General features: G+C 44.2%; 20 protein-coding genes. 18 read left to right on the top strand and 2 right to left on the bottom strand.

All coding sequences use genetic code 11. From position 1 onward, the window contains the following. The first annotated feature begins 5 nt into the window (after nucleotides 1-5). The 17 genes from J2Z66_RS24375 (at nucleotide 6) to J2Z66_RS24295 (ending at nucleotide 22,714) form a co-directional block, all read left to right on the top strand. The gene (locus J2Z66_RS24375; protein ID WP_209975303.1) at nucleotides 6-1,313 is read left to right on the top strand and encodes an ABC transporter substrate-binding protein; all 1,308 of its coding nucleotides are present in this window, start codon (nucleotides 6-8) and stop codon (nucleotides 1,311-1,313) included. A 150-nt stretch (nucleotides 1,314-1,463) separates the two neighbouring features. After that, nucleotides 1,464-2,708 carry an MFS transporter gene (locus J2Z66_RS24370; RefSeq protein ID WP_245375807.1) on the top strand — a complete coding sequence of 415 codons (1,245 nt, stop codon included), beginning with the start codon at nucleotides 1,464-1,466 and terminating at the stop codon, nucleotides 2,706-2,708. A gap of 72 nt (nucleotides 2,709-2,780) precedes the next feature. Further along, nucleotides 2,781-3,716: an NAD(P)/FAD-dependent oxidoreductase gene (locus tag J2Z66_RS24365; protein ID WP_209975302.1), complete on the top strand. Its 936-nt coding sequence runs from the start codon at nucleotides 2,781-2,783 to the stop codon at nucleotides 3,714-3,716. Between the two features lie 156 nt (nucleotides 3,717-3,872). Beyond that, the gene (locus J2Z66_RS24360) at nucleotides 3,873-4,610 is read left to right on the top strand and encodes a DUF2161 domain-containing phosphodiesterase (RefSeq protein WP_209975301.1); all 738 of its coding nucleotides are present in this window, start codon (nucleotides 3,873-3,875) and stop codon (nucleotides 4,608-4,610) included. Between the two features lie 17 nt (nucleotides 4,611-4,627). After that, the gene (locus tag J2Z66_RS24355) at nucleotides 4,628-5,248 is read left to right on the top strand and encodes a TraX family protein (RefSeq protein ID WP_209975300.1); all 621 of its coding nucleotides are present in this window, start codon (nucleotides 4,628-4,630) and stop codon (nucleotides 5,246-5,248) included. A 93-nt stretch (nucleotides 5,249-5,341) separates the two neighbouring features. Continuing rightward, nucleotides 5,342-6,850 (top strand): FAD-dependent oxidoreductase, encoded by a 1,509-nt coding sequence (locus J2Z66_RS24350; protein ID WP_209975299.1) that lies wholly within the window; start codon nucleotides 5,342-5,344, stop codon nucleotides 6,848-6,850. Between the two features lie 159 nt (nucleotides 6,851-7,009). Then, nucleotides 7,010-8,905 (top strand): ATP-dependent protease PrkA, encoded by a 1,896-nt coding sequence (locus J2Z66_RS24345; protein WP_209975298.1) that lies wholly within the window; start codon nucleotides 7,010-7,012, stop codon nucleotides 8,903-8,905. Nucleotides 8,906-9,500: 595 nt separating this feature from the next. Then, nucleotides 9,501-10,376 carry an SMP-30/gluconolactonase/LRE family protein gene (locus J2Z66_RS24340; RefSeq protein ID WP_209975297.1) on the top strand — a complete coding sequence of 292 codons (876 nt, stop codon included), beginning with the start codon at nucleotides 9,501-9,503 and terminating at the stop codon, nucleotides 10,374-10,376. Between the two features lie 352 nt (nucleotides 10,377-10,728). Next, entirely contained in the window at nucleotides 10,729-11,865 is a 1,137-nt protein-coding gene (locus J2Z66_RS24335) for a DGQHR domain-containing protein (RefSeq protein ID WP_209975295.1), read from the top strand. After that, nucleotides 11,862-13,034 carry a DNA sulfur modification protein DndB gene (locus tag J2Z66_RS24330; protein WP_209975293.1) on the top strand — a complete coding sequence of 391 codons (1,173 nt, stop codon included), beginning with the start codon at nucleotides 11,862-11,864 and terminating at the stop codon, nucleotides 13,032-13,034. The genes J2Z66_RS24335 and J2Z66_RS24330 overlap by 4 nt, the downstream gene beginning before the upstream one ends. 1,036 nt (nucleotides 13,035-14,070) lie before the next feature. Next, nucleotides 14,071-14,835 (top strand): tyrosine-protein phosphatase, encoded by a 765-nt coding sequence (locus J2Z66_RS24325; RefSeq protein ID WP_209975291.1) that lies wholly within the window; start codon nucleotides 14,071-14,073, stop codon nucleotides 14,833-14,835. A gap of 47 nt (nucleotides 14,836-14,882) precedes the next feature. Continuing rightward, nucleotides 14,883-17,306 (top strand): S-layer homology domain-containing protein, encoded by a 2,424-nt coding sequence (locus tag J2Z66_RS24320; protein WP_209975289.1) that lies wholly within the window; start codon nucleotides 14,883-14,885, stop codon nucleotides 17,304-17,306. A 110-nt stretch (nucleotides 17,307-17,416) separates the two neighbouring features. Next, nucleotides 17,417-18,175, top strand: coding sequence for a YveK family protein (locus tag J2Z66_RS24315; RefSeq protein ID WP_209975287.1), 759 nt, complete (start codon nucleotides 17,417-17,419; stop codon nucleotides 18,173-18,175). Then, nucleotides 18,153-18,842: a CpsD/CapB family tyrosine-protein kinase gene (locus J2Z66_RS24310; protein ID WP_209975286.1), complete on the top strand. Its 690-nt coding sequence runs from the start codon at nucleotides 18,153-18,155 to the stop codon at nucleotides 18,840-18,842. The genes J2Z66_RS24315 and J2Z66_RS24310 overlap by 23 nt, the downstream gene beginning before the upstream one ends. A 27-nt stretch (nucleotides 18,843-18,869) precedes the next feature. Next, nucleotides 18,870-20,690 carry a polysaccharide biosynthesis protein gene (locus J2Z66_RS24305; RefSeq protein ID WP_376774470.1) on the top strand — a complete coding sequence of 607 codons (1,821 nt, stop codon included), beginning with the start codon at nucleotides 18,870-18,872 and terminating at the stop codon, nucleotides 20,688-20,690. A gap of 293 nt (nucleotides 20,691-20,983) precedes the next feature. Next, nucleotides 20,984-21,667 (top strand): hypothetical protein, encoded by a 684-nt coding sequence (locus J2Z66_RS24300; RefSeq protein WP_209975283.1) that lies wholly within the window; start codon nucleotides 20,984-20,986, stop codon nucleotides 21,665-21,667. A 27-nt stretch (nucleotides 21,668-21,694) separates the two neighbouring features. After that, complete coding sequence (locus J2Z66_RS24295) at nucleotides 21,695-22,714, top strand: copper amine oxidase N-terminal domain-containing protein (protein WP_209975281.1); 1,020 nt, start codon at nucleotides 21,695-21,697, stop codon at nucleotides 22,712-22,714. A gap of 200 nt (nucleotides 22,715-22,914) precedes the next feature. Here J2Z66_RS24295 and J2Z66_RS24290 read toward each other — a convergent pair whose 3' ends face one another. After that, the gene (locus tag J2Z66_RS24290; protein ID WP_209975280.1) at nucleotides 22,915-23,190 is read right to left on the bottom strand and encodes an AbrB/MazE/SpoVT family DNA-binding domain-containing protein; all 276 of its coding nucleotides are present in this window, start codon (nucleotides 23,188-23,190) and stop codon (nucleotides 22,915-22,917) included. Nucleotides 23,191-23,447: 257 nt separating this feature from the next. Then, on the bottom strand, nucleotides 23,448-24,353 hold the full coding sequence (gene trhO / locus J2Z66_RS24285) for an oxygen-dependent tRNA uridine(34) hydroxylase TrhO (protein WP_209975278.1): 906 nt from the start codon (nucleotides 24,351-24,353) through the stop codon (nucleotides 23,448-23,450). Between the two features lie 294 nt (nucleotides 24,354-24,647). On the opposite strand from trhO, the gene J2Z66_RS24280 reads away from it, so the two are divergent. Then, entirely contained in the window at nucleotides 24,648-25,862 is a 1,215-nt protein-coding gene (locus tag J2Z66_RS24280) for an S-layer homology domain-containing protein (protein WP_209975276.1), read from the top strand. The last annotated feature ends 282 nt before the right edge of the window (nucleotides 25,863-26,144 follow it).

The raw sequence follows: 26,144 nt of genomic DNA, 5'->3' as shown, positions 1-26,144 counted from the left end.
TACTTATGAAAAAAATATCATTACTCAGCTTGGCTGTAGTGCTGCTGCTCTCCATTATTGCTGTTGGCTGTGGTCAAAAATCAGATACAAACCCTTCTACATCACCAGGAAGCGGAAGCAGTGGTGGTGACGGCAAGCAGGTTACAATCAAGCTTTTCCAGTTTAAGGTGGAAATCGCTGATCAGCTTTCGAAGCTGGTTGCCGAGTATCAGAAAGAAAATCCGAACGTGAAAATTCAAGTTGATACAGTAGGTGGAGGTGCCGATTACGGCGCTGCGCTGCTGGCCAAATTCAACTCCGGTGATAAACCTGATATTTTCAATAACGGCGGCTTCTCTGATCTGGATAAATGGATTGAGAACCTGGAGGATTTATCGGATCAGCCTTGGGTTAAGGATTTGGTCCCGGCAGCTAAGGAACCTATGACCAAAGACGGCAAGCTGTATGGACAGCCGCTTAATCTGGAAGGCTACGGCTTCCTGTACAACAAGGATTTATTCGCTCAGGCGGGCATCACCGAGCTGCCCAAAACTTTAACACAGCTGGAAGATGCTGCGAAGAAGCTGCAAGCTAAAGGGATTCAACCTTTTGTGAACGGTTATGGCGAATGGTGGGTGCTGGGGAATCACTTCGTGAATATTCCTTTTGCCCAGCAGCCTGATCCTAATGCCTTTATTGATGGCCTGAACAAAGGCACTGCCAAAATTACCGGAAATCAAGTGTTCGATGATTGGGTGAAATTGTTTGACCTGCAGCTGCAGTATGGCAACAAAAATCCACTGCAAACCGATTACAAAACACAAGTTACCGAATTCGCTACAGGCAAAGCGGCAATGACACAGCAAGGCAACTGGACACAGGTAGAAATTTCGCAAACGAACCCGGATATCAAGCTGGGCTTCCTGCCAATGCCAATCAGTGATGATGAAGCTAAGAACGATAAGCTGTACGTTGGTGTTCCGAACAACTGGGTAATTAACAAAAATTCCGCCGTAAAGGAAGAAGCCAAGAAGTTCTTGAATTGGATGGTTACCTCGGATATCGGCAAAACTTATATTACAGAGCAGTTCAAATTTATTCCTGCCTTCACGACAATTCAGGCGGATGAGACCTTATTAGGGCCTCTGGCAGCAGATATTATCTCTTACAGCAAAGCAGATAAGATTCTAAGCTGGAACTGGTTCAAGTTCCCTGGCGGCGAAGCTTCCAGTAAAAAATTCGGTGATATTATGCAAGCTTATATTGCCAAGCAGAAGACAAAGGACCAAATGTTTGATGAATTCCAGAAAACATGGGATAGTCTTAAGAAATAACCTGTTATTGACGAGTTATAAAGCCTCAGCGCCTTTGCTGGGGCTTTTTGCCGTTTAACAGGCATGGCAATCACTGGTACAATATATAGGATTGCACACAATGACAGATTTCGCTTGCTTACGATGCGAGAATCCCCAGGAGGAATAAGGATGCAGGGTCAGACGAGGATGAACTTTTCCAGTTGGTTGCGTTACCGAAGAGGACAAATACCACCGGAGAAGAGATTGTCAAGGGATGCGAACCTTTCTTTGACCATCCATACCTTCTTTCAATTCGGAGCTTCGATGTCAAACGTGTTTCTGAATTTATATCTTTGGCGTCTCACACAAAGCCTGCAGATTAATGGTGCTTACTATATGATTATGTATGCGCTAACTCCGCTGGCTTTTGCATTAGGCGGCTGGATTCTCAAGAAGAAGGATCGCATGGTTGCCTACCGGATAGGAATTGCGCTTACGGCTGTATTTTACCTGATCGTTATTCTGGTACAAAACCGCTTGGTCGATTACTTCGTGTGGTTTGCCGTGTTTAATGCTTTGGCCAATGCTTTCTATTGGGTTGGTTATTTGACGTTAATGTATGATGTTTCCAATGAGCACAATCGAATCCGTTATCTCGCACTGAATATGATGTATTTCACTGCTGCAAGCTTGGCTGGACCTGCATTGGCAGGTTTAATTATTTCCCAGCAGGAAGGTCTTCGCGGATATACAATCGTGTTCAGCATTGCTTTTCTAACGTTCCTTATAGCCGCACTTATCAGTATGAAAATCAAAACAGTTCGCGATCATCACAAAGCTTACTATTTAAAATTAACCGGGATTGTAATGAAAAAAAACCACAGGTGGGTCAAATCACTATTTGGTTTTTTAGTATTGGGGCTGCTGCAGGGCATTATGTTATTTCTCCCCAATATTCTGCTGTTCAAGGTTATGCCGCGGGAAGATGTAGTCGGATATCTCGGTGTTATTTATTCGAGCTTAAGCATTCTGACCGGCTTTTTTATTTCGAAATACGCAAGGGCGAATAAGGTCAGGTATTATTTGGCCTTGTCCACGGCTGGCTTTCTGATTGGCTCTTCGTTCCTGCTCGGCGGAGTAACCTTGACGACCGTTATCCTATTTATGATTTTGTACTCCATCTTCGCCCCGCTGCAAGGGAATTCGATGACAAGCCATTATTACAGTCTGATCGCCCAGCTGCCACTTAAGGGACAACTCAGGGTAGAGAGCGTTGTGGTCAGAGAGCTTTTTATAAATATAGGGAGGGTGCTCTCGATTGGTACCTTAATCTCTTTGGCTGGAGATTTGGATGGACATATCATTCCCTGGATTCTGCTTGGTGCATCGCTCATTCAGGTTATGATTATCTGGCTTGTTGATCATAAGGATTGATAGCTGGCGTGAAAGCATGAAAAGCATACCACTTGCACAACCTATGGCTAAAAAGTTGAAGAGGGCAAACATATGCAAAACTGGGACTGTCTGATTGTAGGTGGGGGAATAGCCGGGCTTCAAGCTGCTATTCAGCTTGGGAGATATGAGCATCGTGTTCTTGTTGTGGATGCTGGCTATGGCCGTTCTACATTGTGCAGAATGTACCACAATCTGCTCGGATGGCCGCAGGGTGTATCCGGTGAAGAGTTGCGGCGCCTGGGACGGATGCATGCCAAATCACTTGGAGTCGAATTTGCTCAAGATGAAGTGATAGGTGCCAGCCATAAAGAGGAATCTCAAGGTTTTCAGCTACAGGGTAAAACGGGCACTGCATACAGCGCGAAGACGCTGCTGCTGGCCACTGGACTGCTGGATCGTTTTCCTGAATTGCCTGGTCTCCGGCCATGTCTGGGGCTAACGGTTTATGTATGCCCTGATTGCGATGGCTATGAACTCAAGGGAAAAACAGCGATTGTCCTCGGATCAGGGGATGTAGGTGCTGCGATGGCTCTGACGCTGAAGGATTGGACGATCCAATTGACATATGTCAATCATGAATGTAAACCAGTGAAGCGTTCATTGCTGGCTAAACTGGAAGCGTTCGGCATCGGCTATATGGCCGAGCCTGCGAGGGAAGTTATTACTGAAGGAGACGGGAAATTCCGTGGGCTCAGTATGGCAAGTGGTTCAGTGCTGCAGGCGGATCGCGGTTTTATTGCCTTTGGAGGCAATGAGGTGAAATCGGAGCTTGCGCGCCAGCTCGGTATAGAGCGGCTGGAAAACCGTCATATCTTAGCCGATCCCCGCTCGAAGCAGACCAATGTCCCCTATGTCTGGACAGCAGGCGATGTGGGCGTGCACGCAGAGCAGGTGACGATAGCGATGGGCGAAGGGTCGCAAGCGGCCATATGGATGCACAAGGCTTTAATGAGCATGCAACCAGAAGCCTCGCAAGTGAACACCTAGGCCAACCGCTGCATACCAGAATGGCCGGACCTAGTAAGGTGGCTCCCCTATCATTATTGCGTATGCTATAATGACATTTATTAGTGACAGCTTGCAAGTCCTTACTCCGTATTGGGCTAAGTAAGCATGTAAAGAGAGCAGGAGGAGGGAGGCGTCATGGCGATTCAAAGCGAGACTGAGCTGTATGCTCCTATCAAAAGCTTTCTTGAGCGGCAGGGATATGTAGTGCGCGCAGAAGTGAAGCATTGCGATCTGGTAGCGATTCGTGGGGATGAGCCTCCGGTTATCATTGAACTGAAGAAGAGCTTTACGATCCCACTTCTCGTCCAGGGCCTGGAGAGAATGAAGCTTACTGAGCAAGTCTACGTTGCGTTTGAGCTGCCTGCGAAGGGACGAGCTCCCCATCGGCTGCGCTGGGATGATATTAGCCGGCTGTGCCGCATGCTGGGTCTTGGCGTTATAACGGTGCAATTTTTTCAAAGAAAAGCTCCATTGGTCGACATTGTTTGCGAACCTACACCTTATACGCCGCGCTCCAATAAAAGGGCAGCACTGCGGATCGTCAATGAATTCCGCGAGCGCAGCGGCGATTACAATATCGGGGGCAGCACGAGGCAAAAGCTGATGACGGCCTATCGGGAGAAAGCGCTGCATTGCGTATATTTGATTAAGCAGCATGGCCCGCTAAGTCCCAAAAGCTTGCGTGAGCTTACAGGGAATTCAGCCGTTAATGGACTCCTGCAGAAGAACTATTATCGCTGGTTTGAGCGAAAAGGCCGGGGTATTTATGATATTACTCTGCAGGGAACGGCGGCATTATCCGAATATAAGCATGTGCTCCCGGGTTTGACAACACTTGATAACAGCCAGCTTCCAGCGCAAGAGAATTCATAAGCAAGAAGGTGATGGCAGTGGGATGGATCGCAATGCTGTCCATGCTGATAGACCACATTGGTTATTCCTGGTTTCCGGAAGAAAACTTGTGGCGGATGATAGGACGGCTTGCTTTTCCGATATACGCCTTTGGAATTGTGAAGAGTATGGAACATACCAGCGATCGAAGGCAGTATTTGAAGAGGCTGGCTTTATTGGCACTAATCTCGCAAATACCGTATATGTTTCTGTTTGACACTCTGAAAATAAATGTAATCGGAACGTTTGCTGTAATTGTGTTCACTTGCTTCCAAACGGATGAAAACAAAAGTTATGCAAGCCGCGCGGTATGGTTCATTGGTGCTGCTTTGTTGTTAGAAATGTTTGCCGATTATGGTGCTTATGCCATGCTCCTTGTCCTTGTTTACAGATATACCACAGGGCTTACGATGCTCCTTCTTCACTTCACGTTAAATGTCCTTTGGTGGTATGGAAAAGGGTGGGAGATTCAAATGTGGAGCGTGCTGCCTAGTTTGCTTTTTGCGGCATGGCAGGTGCGGAATGTCTCGAAAAAGCGGTTGCGAATTCCCGCCTGGTTGTGGCGCGGGTTCTATCCGGTGCATCTAATGGTCCTTGTGTTGCTTCGATTTTTGCTCTGACAGGGGAAAATCGCTGCAACCTTTCTGTGTTTCCCTACGTATTAAAAATTTGAATCTTTAATCCATCCATATATCCATGTAAAAGGAGAATCTATGAAACGATTTGTTCAAGTTTTCACAATGTTACTGTTAAGTGTAGTTATTGTTCTCTCAGGCTGTGGGAAGGAAGACAGTGGGAATGGGGGCAAAGAGACGGTTAATGATCCCAACAAACCTGACGTTGTTTTAATCGGTTCGGAGATTGAGGGGATGTATCTGGCGCGTGCGGCCAGGGACGAAGGGTTATCTGTTGTAGTGCTGGATCCGCGTGAGCTTCCGGGTGGGCAATTGCTGGAAGGAGAGATGCTGTTTCTGGACGAGCCGTTTGATGATGCAGGGAAATCTCTGCTGCAAGGTAGAGTGAAGCAGCTTTTTGACAAGTATAAGACGGGCGAGATCCGCAAGAAAAGTGAGTTTGTGGATTATTTTCATGAATTGGCAGAGGGCATTCCGATCGAGTCTGGTATCACTATTGTAAGTATTGCAACCGAACAGGATTCGGCAACTTCAAAGGAAAAAATTGCAAGCCTTACATACCGCACGGCCGAGGGAGAAGAGAAGACGCTTGCCGCCCCTTATTGGGTGGAAAATACGGATTTTACCGCTCTCACAAGCAAATTGAAGGGAAACAGAATTCCCGGAGCGGAAGTCGTGTTTGGCGGAACCAAGGATTACATGGCCTCCTCCTATATCATGAAGTTCAAGAATGTAGACTGGAAAGAATTCCAGAAATCAGTGAATGCGCTTAGTAAAGAGAAAAGAGAAGAATTGTACGGCGGAAACACCAATGTAACGGATACCTTCACCTGGGGCTTTGGCAATATTGGTAAAAGCTACACCCCAACACATGAGGATATCTACTTGCGCGGCTTGAATATAGTGAATCAGCTGGACGGTGAGGTTCTGATCAATGCACTGCTTACCTTTGGTGTGGATCCTTCTGATAATGAAAGCATAGCAATAGGAGTTAAGAATGGGCAAGCTGAGACTCAGCAGATTCTCAAGCATTTCCAGAAAGAGCTTCCGGGTTGGGAAAACGCCGAGATTAACGGCTTTCCGAACTATCTCTACATCCGTGACTACGATAGATATGAGACGGAATATGTACTGCAAGCTGTTGATTTATTAAGAGGAACAATGTTTGATGACAACGTCAGTATTGCGGGATACTCGATTGATCTTCAAGGTACAAAAAACAATCCATGGGGCACCAGCCCAGGCAAGCCGGACAAATACGGAATGCCGCTGCGTTCATTTATTTTAAAAGATTATGCCAATGTGCTCGTTGCCGGCAAAAATGTAGGGGCATCTGCTGTAGCTTATGGAAGTGCCAGGATTCAGCCTAACACCTCACTTGCTGGAGAAGTAATCGGCATTATGTTAGGTCAAATGGACAAGAAGTCACAAATCTCCACGCTTTCGAAAAAAGAAATCAAAAAGCTGCAGCAGTACGTAGAAAAAAACTACGATATCAAGCTGCTGAACGTTCAAGCTAAAAATAAGATTGCCGATTACTCCAAGGAGGAGCTCGAAGAAGCCAATAAGGGAAAGCTCCGGAAATAGTCTTTGATTGGGATTAAATGGGAAATAAACTGAAAATAAAAGTGAAAATAAAATTGCGGGAAACTTATCCTTCATTGGTGCATAGGATTGTAATAAATACACAATTACAATGACGAGCTGACCCTCGTGCCATAGAGGCGACAGTGAAGGGAGGTACCCATGGACATTTTTAAAAAAATTACGGAGCATCAAGCGCAAAAGGAAAAACTGGCCTGGAATGGTACATTCGCGGAGTATATAGAACTGATTCGCGAAAAGCCGGCTCTTACGATGACCGCCCACTCACGTGTGTATGAAATGATCGCATCACATGGCATCGATAATGAGAACGGACAAAAAACATACAAATTTTTTGATCAAGAAATTTTCGGTTTGAACCGTGCTATTGAAAAGCTGGTCGAGGAATATTTTCATTCCGCGGCGCGAAGGCTTGATGTGCGCAAACGTATACTGCTACTAATGGGACCTGTCAGTGGGGGCAAATCAACGATTGTAACAATGCTCAAACGTGGGCTTGAGCAATTTTCGGGTACGGAAGCTGGCTCTGTGTATGCCATTAAAGGATGCCCGATGCATGAAGAACCGCTGCACCTGATTCCGCAGGAGCTTCGGCCTGAGGTGGAGAAGAATTTGGGTGTTCGCATAGAGGGAGCACTCTGCCCCTCCTGCCAGATGAGACTCAAGACCGAGTACAATGGCCGTATCGAGGATGTCCTCATCGAAAGATTGACGATCTCTGAAGAAGCAAGAGTAGGGATTGGAACTTTCAGTCCTTCCGACCCCAAATCGCAAGATATTGCAGACCTGACCGGCAGCATAGACTTCTCAACCATTACAGAATTTGGCTCCGAGTCGGACCCGCGTGCTTACCGGTTTGACGGCGAGCTGAACAAAGCCAACCGGGGCATTATGGAATTCCAGGAAATGCTTAAATGCGATGAGAAATTTCTGTGGAATTTGCTATCACTCACTCAGGAAGGCAATTTCAAAGCAGGCAGATTTGCCTTAATCAGCGCGGATGAGCTTATTGTTGCTCATACGAATGAGTCCGAGTACAAAAGCTTCATAGCCAACAAGAAGAATGAGGCTCTGCAGTCACGGATCATCGTGATGCCGATTCCGTATAATCTTAAAGTATCCGACGAAGAGAAAATATACTTTAAGCTCATTGGTCAAAGCGATATGTCCCACATTCATGTTGCTCCCCATTCCTTGCGTGCTGCTGCAATTTTCACGATTCTTACCCGGCTTAAGGAAACAAAGAAGCAGGGCGTTGATTTGCTGAAAAAGATGCGGATGTACGATGGGGAAACCATTGAGGGATTCAAGGATGCGGATATCAAGGAAATGCAGAACGAGTTTTCCGAAGAAGGCATGAGCGGCATTGATCCCCGGTATGTAATCAATCGCATATCGAGTGCTTTAATCCGCCAGGATTTACAATGCATTAATGCACTGGATGTTCTCAGAGCACTTAAGGACGGCCTGGATCAGCATCCTTCGATCACGAAGGAGGAGCGGGAGCGTTACTTGAACTTCATTTCTGTGGCCCGCAAGGAATATGACGAGCTTGCCAAGAAGGAAATCCAGAAGGCATTTGTATATTCCTTCGAAGAATCCGCCAAAACTTTATTTGACAACTATCTTGATAATATTGAGGCTTACTGCAATTGGGGAAAAATCAAAGACCCCTTGACCGGTGAGGAAATGGATCCGGATGAACGCCTGATGCGTTCAATCGAGGAGCAAATCGGCGTCTCTGAGAATGCCAAGAAAGCTTTTCGCGAGGAGATCCTTATTCGCATTTCTTCGTATTCCCGCAAGGGGAAGAAATTCGATTACAGCAGTCATGAGCGGCTGCGCGAAGCGATTGAGAAGAAGCTGTTCGCGGATCTGAAGGATATCGTCAAAATTACGACCTCAACAAAGACACCTGACGAGAGACAGCTTCGTAAAATCAACGATGTCACTGAGCGTTTGATTGATGGGCACGGATACTGCCCAGCCTGCGCTAACGAGCTGCTTCGTTATGTGGGCAGCCTGCTCAATCGTTAAGTCTTAAATATGATTGAACAATGTTAGACTTGTTAGAGATATGCACAGGAACAGGTTGAGTTCAGCGACTCTGCCTGTTTTTTGTGCTTCACTTAACGATGTTTTTCATCGTTAAAGTAAGGATGAGGACAGGAACCGGTGCTTTTAACGATGAAAAACATCGTTAAAGCAGCAGATCCTTCTCAGCTGTTGCGCGCGCTCTTCATTCACCGTGCCCATGCCCGCCCCGCCCCCGCTAGGAAATCTCCTCTAATCAAGAGAAAAACCTTGCTCGCTGTCCATTTGAGCTGGCTGTCCGTCTGTGCTTGGTGCTCATTCGAATCGAGCGATCGTAGCTAAAGAGGGGATTGGCTGTGGGGGGAAGAGCGGTTGCGTTCGCCTTTAAAGATTTGTTCCAACCCCCTCATCCACTCCATTCAAGGGAACAAATCTTTAACAGCGGCTGGATCCCACAGCCCTTCCCTCCGCAACGCACCCAAGTCACGAACACGCACATCAAAGGAGGCCGCAAGGCATTTTTCGTGCTATACCTTTCACACAGGTTTTTGGTACAATGTAGGAAGATTTTTATTATACATAAGGGATGTGTTTGGGAATGAATACTGCTACATTGGTACTGGATGCGAAGGCGGCTCTAGGCGAGGGACCAAGCTGGGATGCTGAGCGTAAGCTGCTATACTGGGTGGATATTACCAGGGAGTCCTTCCACGCCTTTAACCCTGTAACGGGTACGGATGAAGTCTTTCAAGTAGGACAGCAGGTAGGCGCGGTTGTGCCGAGACGTTCCGGTGGTGTAATTCTCGCCATGCAGCAAGGCTTTTACGCCTATGATTTCACTTCCGGGGCTTTGACGCCGTTAGGAGATCCTGAAGAGCATCTGCCCAACAACCGGTTCAATGACGGGAAATGTGATGCAGCAGGCCGTTTCTGGGCTGGTACGATGCGCATGAATGAGCATGGAAGTGATGGCACGCTCTACTGTCTGGAGCCTGATTTAACAATAAGGCCTGTTTTGTCCGGTCTGGCTGTCTCAAATGGAATTGCCTGGAGCTCGGATAATCGGAAAATGTATTTTATAGACTCCCTCACTCGGGTGGTTATGGAATATGAATTTGATTTGGAATCGGGAACGCTGAGCAATGGAAGAGCGGCCGTGCAGTTGGAGGAAGGTCCTTCGCTTCCAGATGGTATGACCATTGATGAAGAAGGCATGCTCTGGGTTGCCGAGTGGGACGGGTACCGAGTTGGACGCTGGAATCCAAACACAGGGGAATTGCTGCAGTCCGTAGAAGTTCCCTCGGCCAGAGTGACCTCCTGCGTGTTTGCGGGTGAGAATATGGATAACATCTACATAACTACCTCAAGAAAAGATCTAAGTGATGAGGAGCTTCGTCTGCAACCGCTGGCTGGAGGGCTCTTCCATTATAAAGCCCAGGTTAGAGGAGCGGCTACTTATTCGTTCGGAGGTTAGAGGGAAATTAACGTGGAAATATCAGGTTGATTTATACCGTTCACTTGTCCTTCCAAGGGCAAGTGTTTTTTCTTGTAATAGCCATAAATAACCATTATTAACCATCAATTTCCCTTGCTTTTGAGGTAAGCATGATGGAAGAAATAGCTAAAAAATTGCGTGCGACTGGCTTTTTTTATTTTTTTGCGATAATATTGCTTAAAATACACTGATTTTCACTAATTATATCAATTTATTTGCTAAGATGACTTGAAATCGTTGGTCTTAATACTTATAATTTTTGTAACACTAATAACAGGGAGTGTCTGTTCGATATAATAATTATTTATTAAGGAAGCAGGAGGAATTAGAAGTGGATCCAATAACATCACTAACGGAGCTTTTTTCTGGGCAAAAAGCGTCGGCATACATCGAAATTCCCGGAGTGGTCGCTACGACATTCGGGCAAGAGACTTTAACGACAACATTGCCGATCGGTAAGCTTTTTTCGATTTACGAGGTGGATTTAGAAGTTCAACGTTCGATCGTTCCACAGAACTTATCCAAATTAATGGATTACGTTATGCTTTATCTTGAAAATCAGCAGGGTATTTATTTTCCAGGAATTATTTTATCGGCAAGAGGAGCAGGTACCTATGATGAGCAGCATGGGGTTTACCAGCTACAAGCGATAGAGAAGCTTTATGTCGTTGACGGGCAGCACCGTCTGGCAGCGTTCAAACGTCTGGCCGAAATGCTGCAGGGCTTAATGGCTCGTGCCAAGGATCAACGTGAGTATGAGAAGATGGACGAAATCTCCCTTAAATTAAGCAATCTTTATGAATTCCCTATGTCTGTTATGATTTATATGGATATTAATGCACGTCAAGAGCGTCAATTATTTTCTGATATTAACAAACTTCCGCGCAAGATCGGCGGAAACCTGGCTGTGCTGCGTGAGCAACGCCGCTTCTATCATGTATTGGCCACTCGTTTGGCAAGTGACCCGAAGCTTAAGCAAATTACTGTTGATATTTATTCCGAGCGGGGAAGAGGCCCGGAATTTGTAATGTCCTATCATCTATTAATCGAAATCCTCGTTGCTTTATTCGAAGGTAGAATGAAGTCAGGGGCGCGCAATAATCGTTATAATTTTACGGATAAGGAATTAGAAGAGAGCTATGCGCTTTCTGTCGGCTACCTGGAGGCACTGCTAAGAACGCTGCCGGAACCAGATAGAAGTCAAATCTGTTGGACTGAAAATCTGCAGATTGCACTAGCCCTGTTCTTCCACGGAGAAGCTACCAAAACAGGTAAGTTTAACCGTTATGCACTGGACTATTCAACAAAAATATTGCCTCATATCGATTGGGACGCTATCTATGTTGGAGACGAGAAGGATCGTCTTCCTAGACGTTCCCGTATCATGAAAGCTTTCCAATATGTTCGTGATTTCTATAATGAAAAGCACAATCTTGTAATTAGTGAGAAGGAGGAAACCAACCTATGAATGGCTTGCGTTTGAACATGACAATACATCCACTGCGCGGCAAGTTCGGTCTGGCTACAGTGGCCATTCAGGTCCAGGACCTGCTTAATTACACTGTAATTGACCCGATGGTACAGCGTAAGCTGAACGCTGGGCAGCGCAAGAAGATTGCGAATTATTTGCAGGAAAGAGAATATGACCGGGTATTTTTCGGACCGGTAACGCTTTCGCTTCGTGAGGTAGGACAGCTTTCGAAGGATGAAACCGGGCTTATGCTGCTGCCAGGCTCCAAGCTTAGTATTCTGGATGGTCAGCACAGAATACTTGCCTTAAGCTTCGTTAACGAACAGATTCTGAAGGAAGTACGTTCCTTCGAGAAGAAGATCGCCGCACTGAAGGTTAAACAGCGCCGTTTCCCTGAGAATACTGAAGTTTCAGAGGAGCTGGAGCAATTTGAAGGCAGTGTAAATCAATTGGAGAAGAGACGGCTTGAGCTGATGGAGAGTAGTCTCGCCGTGCAAATCTATATTGGTTTAACTGAGCAGGATGAGTGCCAGCTGTTTGGAGATATCAACTCCAAGGTACAACTGGTTAGTAAGGAACTAGGTCATTCCTTCGACTCGATCGATCCGATTAACCTGGTTATCCAGCAGGTCGTTGACAATAACGTCGTTCTTAAAGGCGCGGGCGTAGAGCGCAGAGCCAATTTGACTTCCTTTAACAAAAACTTTACTTCGCTTAGCTGGTTGTATTCCACTACTGCTATGCTATTCACAGGTAAAATGCAAAGCTCTTACGAATTCCAAAGAAATATTCGTAAGGACCCTTCAACATATATCGAGATTTTACATCAATTCTTCTCCAGCCTGCTGCCAATGATGCCTGAACAGCCTGGGCTTCCGATCTACACCTCATCCGGAAGAGCGATGCAGGAAAGTATTGCCTTGTACGCACACAAGCATCTCTACAAGGATGGTGCTTATAACAAGGATTGGACTGCTTGCTTGAAGATTTTCGAAGGTTTTGATTGGTCACAGGAGAATGAAGAGCTGATTAACCGGTTTGGCCAGCTTGATAATGGCAAGATTAACCTGATTCATGAGAAATCGTTGCGTAAGCACCAGCGTCTGGTTGAATATTTCACTGAAATGCTCACTGGAGAAAAAGTAGAAGAATACACACTGTTCTAAAAGAGTAATGAAGGCTGCAAAGGGAAGAGCCATTTGGAGGTAACTCCACATGGTTCTTTTTATTTACATAAAGAATAAGTTCTTTAGGGAAGAGCAATCTTTTAGAAGCCCGCCTCCCCCGAATGGAGCGTGTGTAGTACCTAACGATGTTTTTTTGATCGTTAAAGCAAGTGTTCCAGGTCAATCTGTCACGTTAACGATGATTTTCATCGTTAAAAGAGGGCGGATGGCCACTCTCTTGGTGGTAGAAAGGGAGTTTAACGATGTTTTTCATCGTTAAAGTAAGGATGTGGGATGGTCTGGAGTTTTTAGTGATGAAAAACATCGTTAAAGCAGCAGCTCCTCTCAGATCTTCGTACGATGGTGCCGAAAGAGGGATAGAGTATGGGTGGAAGTGCGATAGCGACTGCTTTTAAAGATGTGTATCTACCGCTAGAGTTGATTCAAGGAAACTCATCCTTAACAGCGGCTGCAGCTCACATCACTTCCCTCCGCAACACACTCAAGTTTTGAAAATGCAACTCAAAGGAAGCCACAAGGTTGTTTTTTTGTATACGTTTTGTATCGTGATTGGGAATGATGATTTTTATTCCATCTACGGAAGCGAAGCGGTTCATTCTTGAAAAGCCGATCATTTCTCTATGATTTTGTGATCTATATCACATTGATATCGATTGGAAGAAAAATTGTTTTGTTTTTTTGAAATTAGCTAAATATTTAAATTATTTTGCCGATATATAAACGATATTGTACTTATTCAGGGCGTGGTTGATAATAGATAGTATATTATGCCCATTGAACAGATCTTATAATAGTTTTGTGATCTATATCACAAAAAGCAGGATTTATGCTGCCAGCTTCATAGAGTTTTCTATTGGAATACTGCATAAGGGTAAAAAGGAATAGCCACAGAGAGCCTCATATGATACAATTTACATATTCTGTGTTTATTGCATGTCGATTTTTGATACGATTTGTCACATTTTGGATAGTTTCTGAGGACTGAAATTTCTTATCCCTCACATAGGAGTACGCAATGATTGATATTCATAGCCACATTTTGCCCGGACTTGACGATGGTGCTCGAAGTCTTAACGAATCTATTGAGATGGCCAGGCAGGCAGTTCAGCAAGGCATACATAAAGTTATCGCCACTCCACATCATGCTAATGGCATGTATCAGAATGAATTATTGCTTGTCAGACAGTCGGTTCTGTCCTTGAACACGGAGCTGCAGCAGCAGGGTATTCCGCTAGAGGTCTACACTGGACAAGAAATCCGCATGTACCGTGATTTGCTCGATGACTTGGATCGGCAGCTGATCGAGACTTTGGACGGCTCTGGCTATATGTTGATCGAATTTCCTTCGGGCTCTATACCAAGTTATACAAGCGAAGTCTTTCATGAGCTGAGAATTAACAGTATCACACCGATTATTGCTCATCCTGAGCGCAATGTGGAGATTACCAAAAACCCGGAGAAGCTCCTGGAGCTTGTCGAGGAGGGCGCATTGTCGCAGGTTACAGCTCAATCTGTAAGTGGAGGATTCGGGAAATCCATCCAGGCTTTATCTCTGGAGCTATGTAAGCATCATCTCGCCCACTTTATTGCATCCGATGCGCACAATATGACTAACAGACCTTTTGGTCTGGCTCAGGCTTATCAGCAGCTTGGCGATAAACTTGGAGCCGATTATGTAGACTATTTCCAAAATAATGCCGAAAGCGTGATTAATCACACCTCTGTGCAGCTGAATAAGCCACAGTGGCCAAAGCGCAAGTGGTTTCATTTTTGGAAATGATCATAAATTAGCACTAACAAATATTATTTGATGAGGTGAAGGTTAGAATGACTATGAAAAAGAAATTAGTAGTTACAACTATGGCTGCAAGCTTGGTGCTTGGAACAGTAGCTGGACTTCCTTTAAGTAAGCAAGGTTTGGCAAGTCAGTTTGGTATTAGCACTAGTGTGGCATCCGCTGCTACGCTTCCTAGCAGTTTCCTTGTTAAGTACAATGCAATTCATAGCGAATTAACAAAAGATACTGAAGGTATTGATGATGTTCGTAAAGCTCGGGATGCTATTAAAGCTCTTACCAATTCCAATGACACTGCAAAAAAAGAAGAGTTAGTTACTGAAATTTGGAATAAAGTTGAAGCGAAATTTGGTAATAACCCTCAAACAGTCAGTGCTCTGGATCTATATACTTTAGTTAGTCCCCTTGCAATTACTTTTGATTCTGATGGAACTGAACTTGTTGCCGCTCTTAATAACCCTGATTTAAGGGCTATAGTAAGTAAGCTGGCAACATTAGTTGGACTGAACAGTGTCAATGATGTTTCGACCAATGATATAGTTGCTTTCTATGAAGCTGTTATATCTGCGCTAGAAACGGACAAAGCCTCAATAATTTTGGCTGCTACTGGTTCCAATGCTGCAACTGCAATCAAAGATGCAATAAAGCAGTCAATTAACACTAAGGTACTTAACGATAGTACATTAAAAGTAAGCCAAGTAATTAATTCAACAGGAATTACAATTGATGACATTATTGCTGTAACGGAACGTTTCAATGCTTTTGTCAATGATGGGAGCAAGGCTAGAATAGCAGGAGAGTCAGCATTATTACGTTATATGATCTCAACTATTTCAGGCTCAGGATTTACTGAAAGCCGTTCTAATGACGGGAAATTTCTGACACCAGGTTTTAAAGTAGCTGGAACTGTGGTACCTGCAAATTTCTTGACTTGGAAAGTAGAACCTGCCAATACTAGCATCGTGTTTCAAAATGATAGATTTGAACTCAATAGTTCATCGGCCGCTACTGCCCGGATTACTGCCCGTGATAGCATTTATGGTAGATTGATCTACATCGGATCAATCACACTTACTCCACAGACTACCAATCCTGGTAATCCTGGAGGTCCAGGTGGTGTAATCACACCAGCGCCAGGTCAGGCTATTGCTGACGCAGGAAAAGCAGCACAAGCCGATCTGAACAAGCTCAAAGATCAATTAAAGGATGCAACACCTGAGAAAATAGCAGAGCTATTAGCTGAGGCTCAGAAAAAGGTTGAAGAAGCCGTGAAGAAAATGGGCAATATCGACTTATCTAAAGCCATTACAATTACAGACGATAAAGCAATACCTAAGCTAGTCGTTGGCGATTTGGTGAAGCAAATTGAGGAAATTAACAAGCAAGTTAAAGCTCTTAATGAATCCTTAAAGGAACTGGATCCAAATGCTGCAGCAGTTAAGCCTGAATTCACGCTGAACCTGGGTACAGTAAATGCGAAGACAACTGAAGTTCCGCTTGCCAAAGAGCTGCTCACAGCATTGAAAGATAACGGTATATCCAAAGTGGACGTTGCGCTTAACGGACTTGTTATGTCGATTAGCGCAACTGAGTTCGCAGCTGATACTACTCTGGCAATTAGCAAGCAAGATTTGAAGGTAGCTTCAGATGCTACGGATAAGCCGATTGCATCGGATGTATATGAATTTGAATTCACATCCAATGGAGCTGCCGTTAATAATTTCACAACTCCAATTCAGTTAACCATTCCGGTTGCTAACAGCGCTAAGTTCGATACTGAACTGCTTACACTTGCAAAAATTTTGGATGGCAAGCTCATTATTTTTGTTGGGAAATTCAAAGATGGTCATTTGGAAGCTTCCCGTAATTCGTTCTCTACCTATACAGTTGTAGAAAACAAAATTACGTTTGGCGATACTGCACCAGTTGAACAATGGGCAGGAAGACAAATCCAGGTAGCAGCGGCGAAAGGAATTCTCGAAGGTCGTGAAGCCAATACTTTCGTACCGAACGGAAAAGTAACACGTGCTGAATTTGCCAAGATGATTGTGAAGACATTTGGTCTTGAAGATGAAGCAGCAACTGAAAGCTTTAACGATGTTAAAGACTCCGATTGGTTCAAGGTGTATGTAGCCTCTGCAGTTAAACATGGCATTGTTAATGGACGCGCAGAAGGTGTGTTTGATCCTAACGGTCAAATTACTCGTGCTGAAATGGCTACGATGGCAGCAAGAGCTCTTACACTAACAGGTTCTACTAAGAATGTGGCAGACGTGGATGCGGCGCTGAAAGACTTTGTTGATGCTGCAGCTGTTAATGCTTCACTTAAGGCAGGGGTTGCACTGGCAGCAAGTGAAGGCATCATCGTGGGCGAAGAAGGTAATAAGTTCAATCCTAATGCGGACTCCACTCGTGCACAAGCAGCAGTTGTAATCTACAGATTATTAAATAAATAGATAAATAAAATATTTACTGAGAGTTTACAAATCCCCTCTCCTATTGCTGGGGAGGGATTTGTATTCAGCATCATGATATGAAGGTCAAGCATGACTACGGAGGTCTAATAATGGAACTAGATTTAAGAGATTATTTGAAAATCATCAGGAAAAGGGTGTGGATGATAGTTTCTATAGTACTAGTTAGCTGCATAGCTGCAGGCGTAATTAGTTATTTTTTTATACAACCGACCTACGAAGCCTCTACCAAGCTGATTATCAATAAATCTGAAGAGCGCCAAGGCCTGGATGTAGTCGATATTAATTCAGTAAACTTGAATATCAAATTAATCGATACGTACAAAGAGGTTATCAAAACATCGAGGATCATGGATAAAGTAGTAAGAGAATACCCTGAGTTTGGTTTAACAGCTGAACAGCTTATTCAGAAGGTAAAGGTTAGTTCTGTAAATAATACACAAGTTATGACTCTTGGTGTTCAAGATGCTTCTTATGAGAAAGCTGCCCAGATCGTTAACGCGGTATCCAAGGTTTTTGAAAGTGAAATTCCTTTAATTATGCAGGTTAACAATGTATCACTGCTGAATGAAGCCAAGGAAGATAAGAAGCCCTCAGCTGTTAAACCGAACCCCAAATTGAATATTGCGATCAGTCTGGTAGTTTCATTGATGGTTGCTGTTGGTATTGCTTTTCTGCTGGAATACCTGGATGATACGATCAAGAGTGAAGAGGATGTTCAGCGATATTTGAACCTCCCTACTTTAACTATGGTAACCAAAGCTAAATCAGAGGATTATATCAATAACAGCTCTGCCGCAATCATTCACAAGGGAAGTGAGGCGCCACATGTCACAACCAACCAATCATAAACAAATTATTACGCATATTAATCCGAAATCTCCCATTTCCGAATCCTATAGAACTTTAAGGACTAATATTCAATTTTCTGCTATAGATGAAGACTTGAGGGTACTCATGGTCACCTCGGCAGGGCCGGGAGAAGGTAAATCAACGACGATCGCCAATTTGGCAACAGCTTATTCGCAAGCTGATAAGAAGGTACTGTTGATTGATGCTGATCTTCGCAAGCCAACTGTCCATCATACTTTTAAAACAACGAACAGAGTGGGCTTAACCGGGTTGTTGACGAATCAGGCAGCAATCGAAGAAACGATCAAAAGCTCTGGTATTCCTAATCTGGATATCATTACGTCTGGTCCGATACCGCCTAACCCTTCCGAAATTTTATCCTCGAAGAGGCTAGTTACTCTTCTTGAAGAGCTGAAGCAGAGGTACGATATTATTTTACTAGACACCCCTCCAGCAATTGCTGTTACGGATGCGCAAATATTGGCCACCAAATGTGATGGTGTTATCCTTGTTGTGGATTCTGGAAATGTAAAGCGGGAAGTAGCGATGAAGGCGAAGGCTAATCTTGAACATGTGCAAGCCAGAATACTCGGTGTTGTACTGAATAATGTGGATAGAAATAGCAGAGAAGCCTATTATTACTATTATTATGGAAATAAAACGTAGAAGAGCGCCTTAAATGGGGGATGCAGTGTGAAGCTTCAGAGCAGATTAGTTTTATTAGTTCTTATAGATATGCTGTTGGTATGGGTAAGTATTTATACGTCTTATCTCTTCAGATTTGATGGCTACATCTCCCCGAATTATATAGAGCAATGTATTAGATATGCGGCTATATCTATGATTTTCTGTTCAGCTAGCTTGATGTATTTCAAGCTCTACAATCGAATCTGGGAATATGCCAGCATTGGCGAAATGATCTCGATTTTCAAGGCGGTTACCATTGGCTGTACAGCGTCTTATTTATTTATGTTCTTCTTTTTCTCACCTAGAATTCCTTTCTCTGTTTTCATCCGTGTACTGGAGACTATGATTATTGTGATAGGGGTAAGCAGATTTGCTTGGCGGGTACTAAGGGACAAATATTATAAAAAGAAGCTGGATCAACGTAAAGCTCTGATTGTTGGAGCGGGGGATTGCGGAATTCTTATCGCTAAGGAATTGAAATTTAATTCTCAGTCGAATTTGTACCCGATGGCATTTATTGATGACGATGTTGCCAAAAAGAACCATCAAGTAGTGGGTCTGCCAGTTCTCGGGGGGCGCGATCAAATTATTGAAGTTGTTGCCAAGCACGATATCGACGAAATCATTATTGCCATACCTTCCGTATCACGTAAAGATATATCAGAAATTATTGGCATTTGTAAGCTGACGAAAGCAAAACTGAAGATCATTCCGAAGATCAATGACCTTATTCAAGGCAAGGTAACGATTAATGCAATAAGGGATGTTGTAGTAGAAGATTTGCTGGGACGAGATCCTATCAATGTGGATTTAGAGGGTATAGCCAATTACGTGGAAGATAAAGTCGTGTTAATTACAGGTGCCGGTGGTTCCATCGGTTCTGAGCTATGCAGACAAATAGCCCCTTTTCGCCCAAGTAAGCTGCTGCTGCTAGGACATGGAGAGAATAGTATTTATGATATTGAAAGAGAAATGTCGCGATTATTTCCCGGGCTATTATTGGAAACTATAATTGCAGATGTTCAAGATAAAGAGCGCATTCAAGACGTATTTACATGCTATCGTCCGAAAGTAGTGTTTCATGCCGCAGCGCATAAGCATGTCCCTTTGATGGAGCGCAATCCTGCAGAAGCTATTAAGAACAATGTTTTTGGAACGAAGAATGTAGCAGAATGTGCTGATCTGTATCAGGCAGAAAGATTTGTGCTTATTTCAACAGATAAAGCTGTAAATCCTACAAGCATAATGGGGGCAACTAAACGAATTGCCGAGATGCTGATTCAGAGTCTGGATCGCACAAGCAATACAAGATTCGTAGCTGTACGGTTTGGAAATGTTCTTGGCAGCCGTGGAAGCGTGATCCCACATTTTAAAGAGCAGATCGAAGCAGGTGGCCCTGTTACAGTTACACATCCGGAAATGATTCGTTATTTCATGACGATTCCGGAAGCCGTGCAGCTAGTTATTCAAGCGGGCGCATTCGCTCAAGGCGGAGAGGTCTTTATATTGGATATGGGAAGCCCAGTTAAAATTGCCGATCTTGCTTCGGATCTTATCCGTCTATCTGGTTTTGAGCCAGGAGTAGACATTGAGATTACTTACAGTGGTATTCGGCCAGGAGAAAAATTGTACGAGGAATTACTGCTAAGTGAAGAGGATATTTCTTCTACACGCCATGATCGAATATTTATCGGGAGACCTATAACAATAAGTCGTAGTCAGCTTGATCTTGAGATGAAGCGCTTGGAGAAAGTAATTGGGGAAGAGCATAGTGCCATAAGAGAAGTGATCGGGCATTTGGTTTCGGGTTATTCTCACGTTAGTTGAAGTACATAGGTAGTATCACAAAGAAAGCGAAGCATCTTAGGATGCTTTTTTAATTTCTCCATTTTAACTTAATAATTCAAAGCGCTGCAGCATAAAAAAAGCATTATTTCAGGGAGTAGACTTGTCTCGGCTTCCCTTTGTCAACCTCTAAAATAACCATGTAAAGATGCGTTTCACTTGCACTGAATAAGCGGACTCTGGCATGGAGATATACGTTTTGTAGCTTTAGAGTGTGGAAATGTGGTATGATATGGTATATCCACATTCAAATTGAGACTTAGGCTGGTGAACGCATGCAGAAAAAGAAATGGAAAAAGTGGCTAATTTGGTCGGGTTCTGTCCTTATTGTTCTACTCATTGTTGGATACATAGGAATGAATATGGCTGTCTCTTATACGCTTAAATCTTTAGTACCAAGTGAAGTGGAAGCTTTACTGGAGACTACGCCGAACCCGACTGAAAACTCTTCAGAGCAGAATGGAGAAGGTGGAGATCCAATTTCATCTGGTGGACAGACTGATGAAGGAAAGAAGCCGGAAGGTGGGCAGGAAGCTGGCAATGGTGTTGATAACAATTCACCAGATTCCTCAACGGATCCATCGCCTACAGCTTCATCAAAACCATCCTCTGAAACATCTAAACCGTCCTCTAAACCTGCTTCCCCATCTCCAACTCCCAAGGGACAGAAGCTGGAATATCAAGCGGAGGTAACTAAGGAGAAGGCCAAGGACGTAGAAAGTGCGATATCACTAAAGGACAAATTATCTGTGACTACTGTATTATTGAAAAAGCTCAGCGCTTCAGACATTCAACTGATTTCCAAAATGGCCGGAAATGGTCTTTCTATCGAGGATAAGAAGGCAGCCAAAAAGATTATCATGGAAAAGCTGACAGAGGATGAATATGATCATTTGATTCAGATAGCGGCGAAATATGGTTTAAGTCAAGGAAAAACCTACAAAGAAACCTCTAAATAATGAGGAGCAAAGAAGGTGTGCTTGTATATGAAAAACAAGTTGAAAGCAATTATGGTTCTGTCTTTGGCTCTTATCATGGCAATTACGACTTCAGCTGCAGCAGCGCAAAAGCCGATAACGGTAAATGTTTATTTCGCTCCTATGCATTACACTTTCGATGGTAAAGAGTATGCTCCTGCAAAGGATCAACGCGGTTTTATTTATGAAGGCAGCACCTATGTGCCTTTGCGTTTTATTGCTTATTCTTTGGACAAGTCAGTCAAATGGGATGGTAAAAGCTATACGGTAACGATCTCAAAGCCTACAGCTTCTGAGCTGATCAGCATTAATGAGTTCAAGCTAAATGCGCAAGTACGGAATCAAGCGGCTGGCAGTGGAGATAAAGTAAAGCTGAAGCCAACAGACTTGAAGGTGTATAAAGAAAAGGTAACTTATATTTTCGATGGTAAGGGAATACAGCCTTCTGAGAAGCTGCCTGGCTTTATCATTGATGGCAGCTTGTATGTGCCTATCCGCTTCGTATCAGAAGCTTTGGGGAAGAAGATCGATTGGGATCCTGCGACATATACAATTGCCGCATCAGTTCGTACACAGGAGAAAGATCCTGTTGATGGAAGCGGCAAGAAGCCAGAGGATACTTCTGGATCTGGCAAACCTTCGGGTGGAACAGATGGTAAAAATGAAGGAAATGGTAATGCGGGCAATCCAGGAGCACCAGGAACCCCAGGAGGTTCTGGAGGATCAACCAAGCCGAGTGAAGAATCTATTAAAAGCGCAGCACAAAGCAAGCTTCAAGCCTTGCAGAGCAGTTGTACAAGCGAACTGAGCTCACTCGCGGATAAATTCTTTAAAACAGGGGATACTGATTTGCTTGCACAAGGTTCTGCTAAGCTAAGCGCCTGCGATAGTCAGTTTTCAACAATTGTTGGAGAAGCAGAAAGCCAGCTAAGTGCGAATGGTTACAGTACCTCCATCATTCAAACCTATAAGAATACTTATGAGCAAGTGAAAAATGCAGCGTTAGCAGATCTCCAAAAACGTCAATAACATGCATCTTGTAGGAATCGCCATACTCATATGTCGTGCACAGCATTGACCGAGTATGGCGGTTCCTTTTTCACGGAAATAAATGCGTAAAGCCCACTTCACCTGAGCGTGCTGTGGGCTTTTACGTGATATAGGCACAAATTTTCTCGGCAAAGACCGCCAGGATTTCACATGCGACTGACGTTTTTTGGATAGGATGATTAAGATAGATCCTGTTGTTCAACCGGTTTCTCGGTTTCTTCGGTCATTTCATTGAAACAACCTTTACAGATCATTTTACCGCGGAAGTAGGTCATGTCCTCAAAATTACCGCAAAAAAGACAAGCGGGTGTATATTTTTTGAGCATGATTTTATCTGGATCCACGTAAATTTCTACTGCATCCCCGATATCAATTCTTAGCGAGCGGCGCAGCTCTATGGGTAGAACGATCCGCCCTAATTCATCGATTTTTCTTACAATTCCAGTAGCTTTCATTTTGCTCACCTCACATTAAAATGATGGACTCTAACCAAAAGAGTCGTTATGTATGTACTATTCCACATTTGTGCTTCAAAACCTTTTATTAACAGATGAAAATTTACGTAAAATTCACAGCAAAGGAAAAAATACTGAATTTGGTTGTCATCAACCTTATCCCGGAATATTGCCTGCACGCTGCTTCCTTTCCGCAAACAGCCAAGCCGTGAACAAGCACATCAAAAGGACGCCGCAAGGCGTCCTTTGATGTGCTATTAAGCTTCTAAACTTCTCAGCGTCTTCTCTTCACATTCTTTAGAGCAAAAGCTGTTATGCGCTTCTTCACATTCCTCGCAGCAAACATGCTGGAGATGGCAGTAATCATTCGCACAGTTAATGTAACGGTCTTCAGGTTTGCCGCAATGATGGCAGCTTCCAACTACGATATCTTCATCGGTACGGTTGATCGGAACAGAGACCCGTTCGTCGAAGACATAGCATTTGCCGTCGAAGAGCCGGCCTTCTACCTCAGGGTCCTTCCCATAGGTCACAATGCCACCATCGAGCTGGGAAACGTCTGTAAAGCCTTCCTTCAACAGGAAGCCCGAGAGCTTCTCGCAACGAATACCGCCGGTACAGTAGGTAAGAATGGGGCGGTCCTTATACTCGCTCAGGTTGTTTCGGATCCATTCAGGGAACTCCTTGGTCGATTCTACTTCAGGGCGAATAGCGCCGCGGAAATGTCCAATGTCATATTCATAGTAGTTGCGTCCATCCAGAACGATAACATCTTCCTGCTGCAGCTTCTCATAGAATTCCTTCGGCTTCAAATGCTTGCCGGTTAGCTCGTTCGGATTCACATCCTCTTCCAACCGGAAGGTAACGAGCTCTTTTTTGGGACGCACAAATATTTTATGAAAGGCATGCTTGTCACTCTCGTCTATTTTTACCACAAGGTCCTGAAAAAGCGGTATTTGCCGCATCATTCTCAAGTAGGCTTCCGTCTGCTCTACAGTTCCTGACAGGGTGCCGTTAATACCTTCGGGAGCAACAAGGATACGCCCTTTGACCCCCAGCTTCTTGCAGTATGCCAAATGCTCGCGGGCTAGTGCCTCAGGATTTTCAATCGTTATAAACTTATAGTACAAAAGAATGCGGTATGGAGCTTCTCCCGTTGTCATAGTTAACCACCTATACTTGTAAAATGCTTGCTCAGATACATCTATAGTGACATAAATCACTTATTTTTTCAAACGGTTCACCAAAGATTCATCAAAGGTTCATCAAACGTAGAAAAGTTCGTGAAAGAAAAACATAGAAATACATAGAATTGCAAGGAACGACAGTGATTGACAATGAATTCCTTGTCGCAATTGACAGCCTGGTTTACAATAGAGTGAATTAAGAAATAATATATAATACTATCCTTGCTCTTATCAGCATTTTATTTCTTAGCGAAGGGGTTATCAGTCAATATGAAAAAAAGCTTGGCGCTATATGTCATGATGTGTCTAGGACTTACTCTGCTTGGAGACAAGACTCTAGCCGCAGATAGTTATGCTCTATCTCCCGGTCAGTTAGCAAGTACAGCCATATCTCAAGTCTCGAATCAACAGTTTACCGGAGTTGCCGTAATGAATGATACTGGCGAGCATCGCCGCGGGGTGGATGTGCATATTTATCGCGCGGATCCAGGTAGTGGTGCAGTAGAGAAGAAGGTGCTGCAGCTAATTACGGATGCGAGGGGATATTTCCATATAGACAATCTGGCAGATGGATCTTATCAGGTACGGTTGTCCAACGACGAGGTGATAGGCGATTATCCGTATAAGCTCGTCATCAAAAATGGCAAGGCAAATGAAACGAATGTGCAATTTGGCCTGGAGCAGGTGCAGCTAATTGGAAGAATTCTTCATGCTGACGGAACTCCGGTAAAGGGTGCTTATGTGTCATATGGAGAAGGTGGAGTCGGGCGTTTTTCCGCGGATGCCGATGAGAATGGAACTTACCGTATTCCTGATTTGGCTGAAGGGAAGCCAAACACTATATTTTTTTACACGAATGAAACGTATGCGCCTAACCAGCTTCCGAGCGCGAGATGGGATTTTGTCTATAAAGGCAGCAGGGTGGAGGCTCCCGATGCTATTGTTGATGGAGACAAGGTCGAACTGAAAGCGCGACCACAAGCTGTTAAGTTTGACGATGTGCGAGGACACTGGGCGGAGAATGTGATTCAACGTGCAGTCGAGCAGAAGATTGCAGAGGGCTATCCCGACAACACGTTTAAACCCAACCGCTCTATTACGGAAGCAGAGTTTCTGACTTTGCTTTTCAAGGCCTTTCAGGTCGTGCTACCCGAAGCTGGCAAGGGCAAGCATTGGTCTGCTGGAGCGTATCAGCTTGCCTACCAGCGGAACTATCCAGTATCCCTGGAAGCAGATAGAAAGCAGGATGCTCCTGTTAGCCGAAGTCAGGTGGCCGAGATCATTGCCGGAGCAGACGGAAAAGCACTGCTAAGCGATAAAGCGATTCAATATTTGCTGGACAAAGGATATTCGACTGGAAAAAGCGCTCCAACCGTTGCAGGCTATCAGGGCCGGGATCCACTCACGAGAGCTGAGGCGCTGCAGTTTATTTTTAACCTGAAGGAACATGGTATGACTGAACTGAAAACCAGACCAGTAAGCTAAAAAATTCGAATCTCATAACGAATCTTCCATACAAGGAGTTCAACCTTTCTCTGGGTGAAGTAGTTAACCTACACACATAGGAGATTAAGGGGGGACTCCTTGTTTTATTGTCATAATCCCTTTCCCTCAGGAAAGCAACGTCTGCTGGCAGCCCGATTGAGCGTGACCTGCTCGGCACTTTGTAGCTGAGAGTTATGATGAACGTAAGACAGCTCCAATTTGTTCACACATAGGTTACAATGTTGTTAGGACTAACACATTGCAGAGCTATAAACAAAGGAG

It is taken from the genome of Paenibacillus eucommiae, from assembly GCF_017874215.1.
Classification (GTDB): domain Bacteria; phylum Bacillota; class Bacilli; order Paenibacillales; family NBRC-103111; genus Paenibacillus_AI; species Paenibacillus_AI eucommiae.
This window is presented reverse-complemented; position numbering and strand designations above follow the sequence as displayed.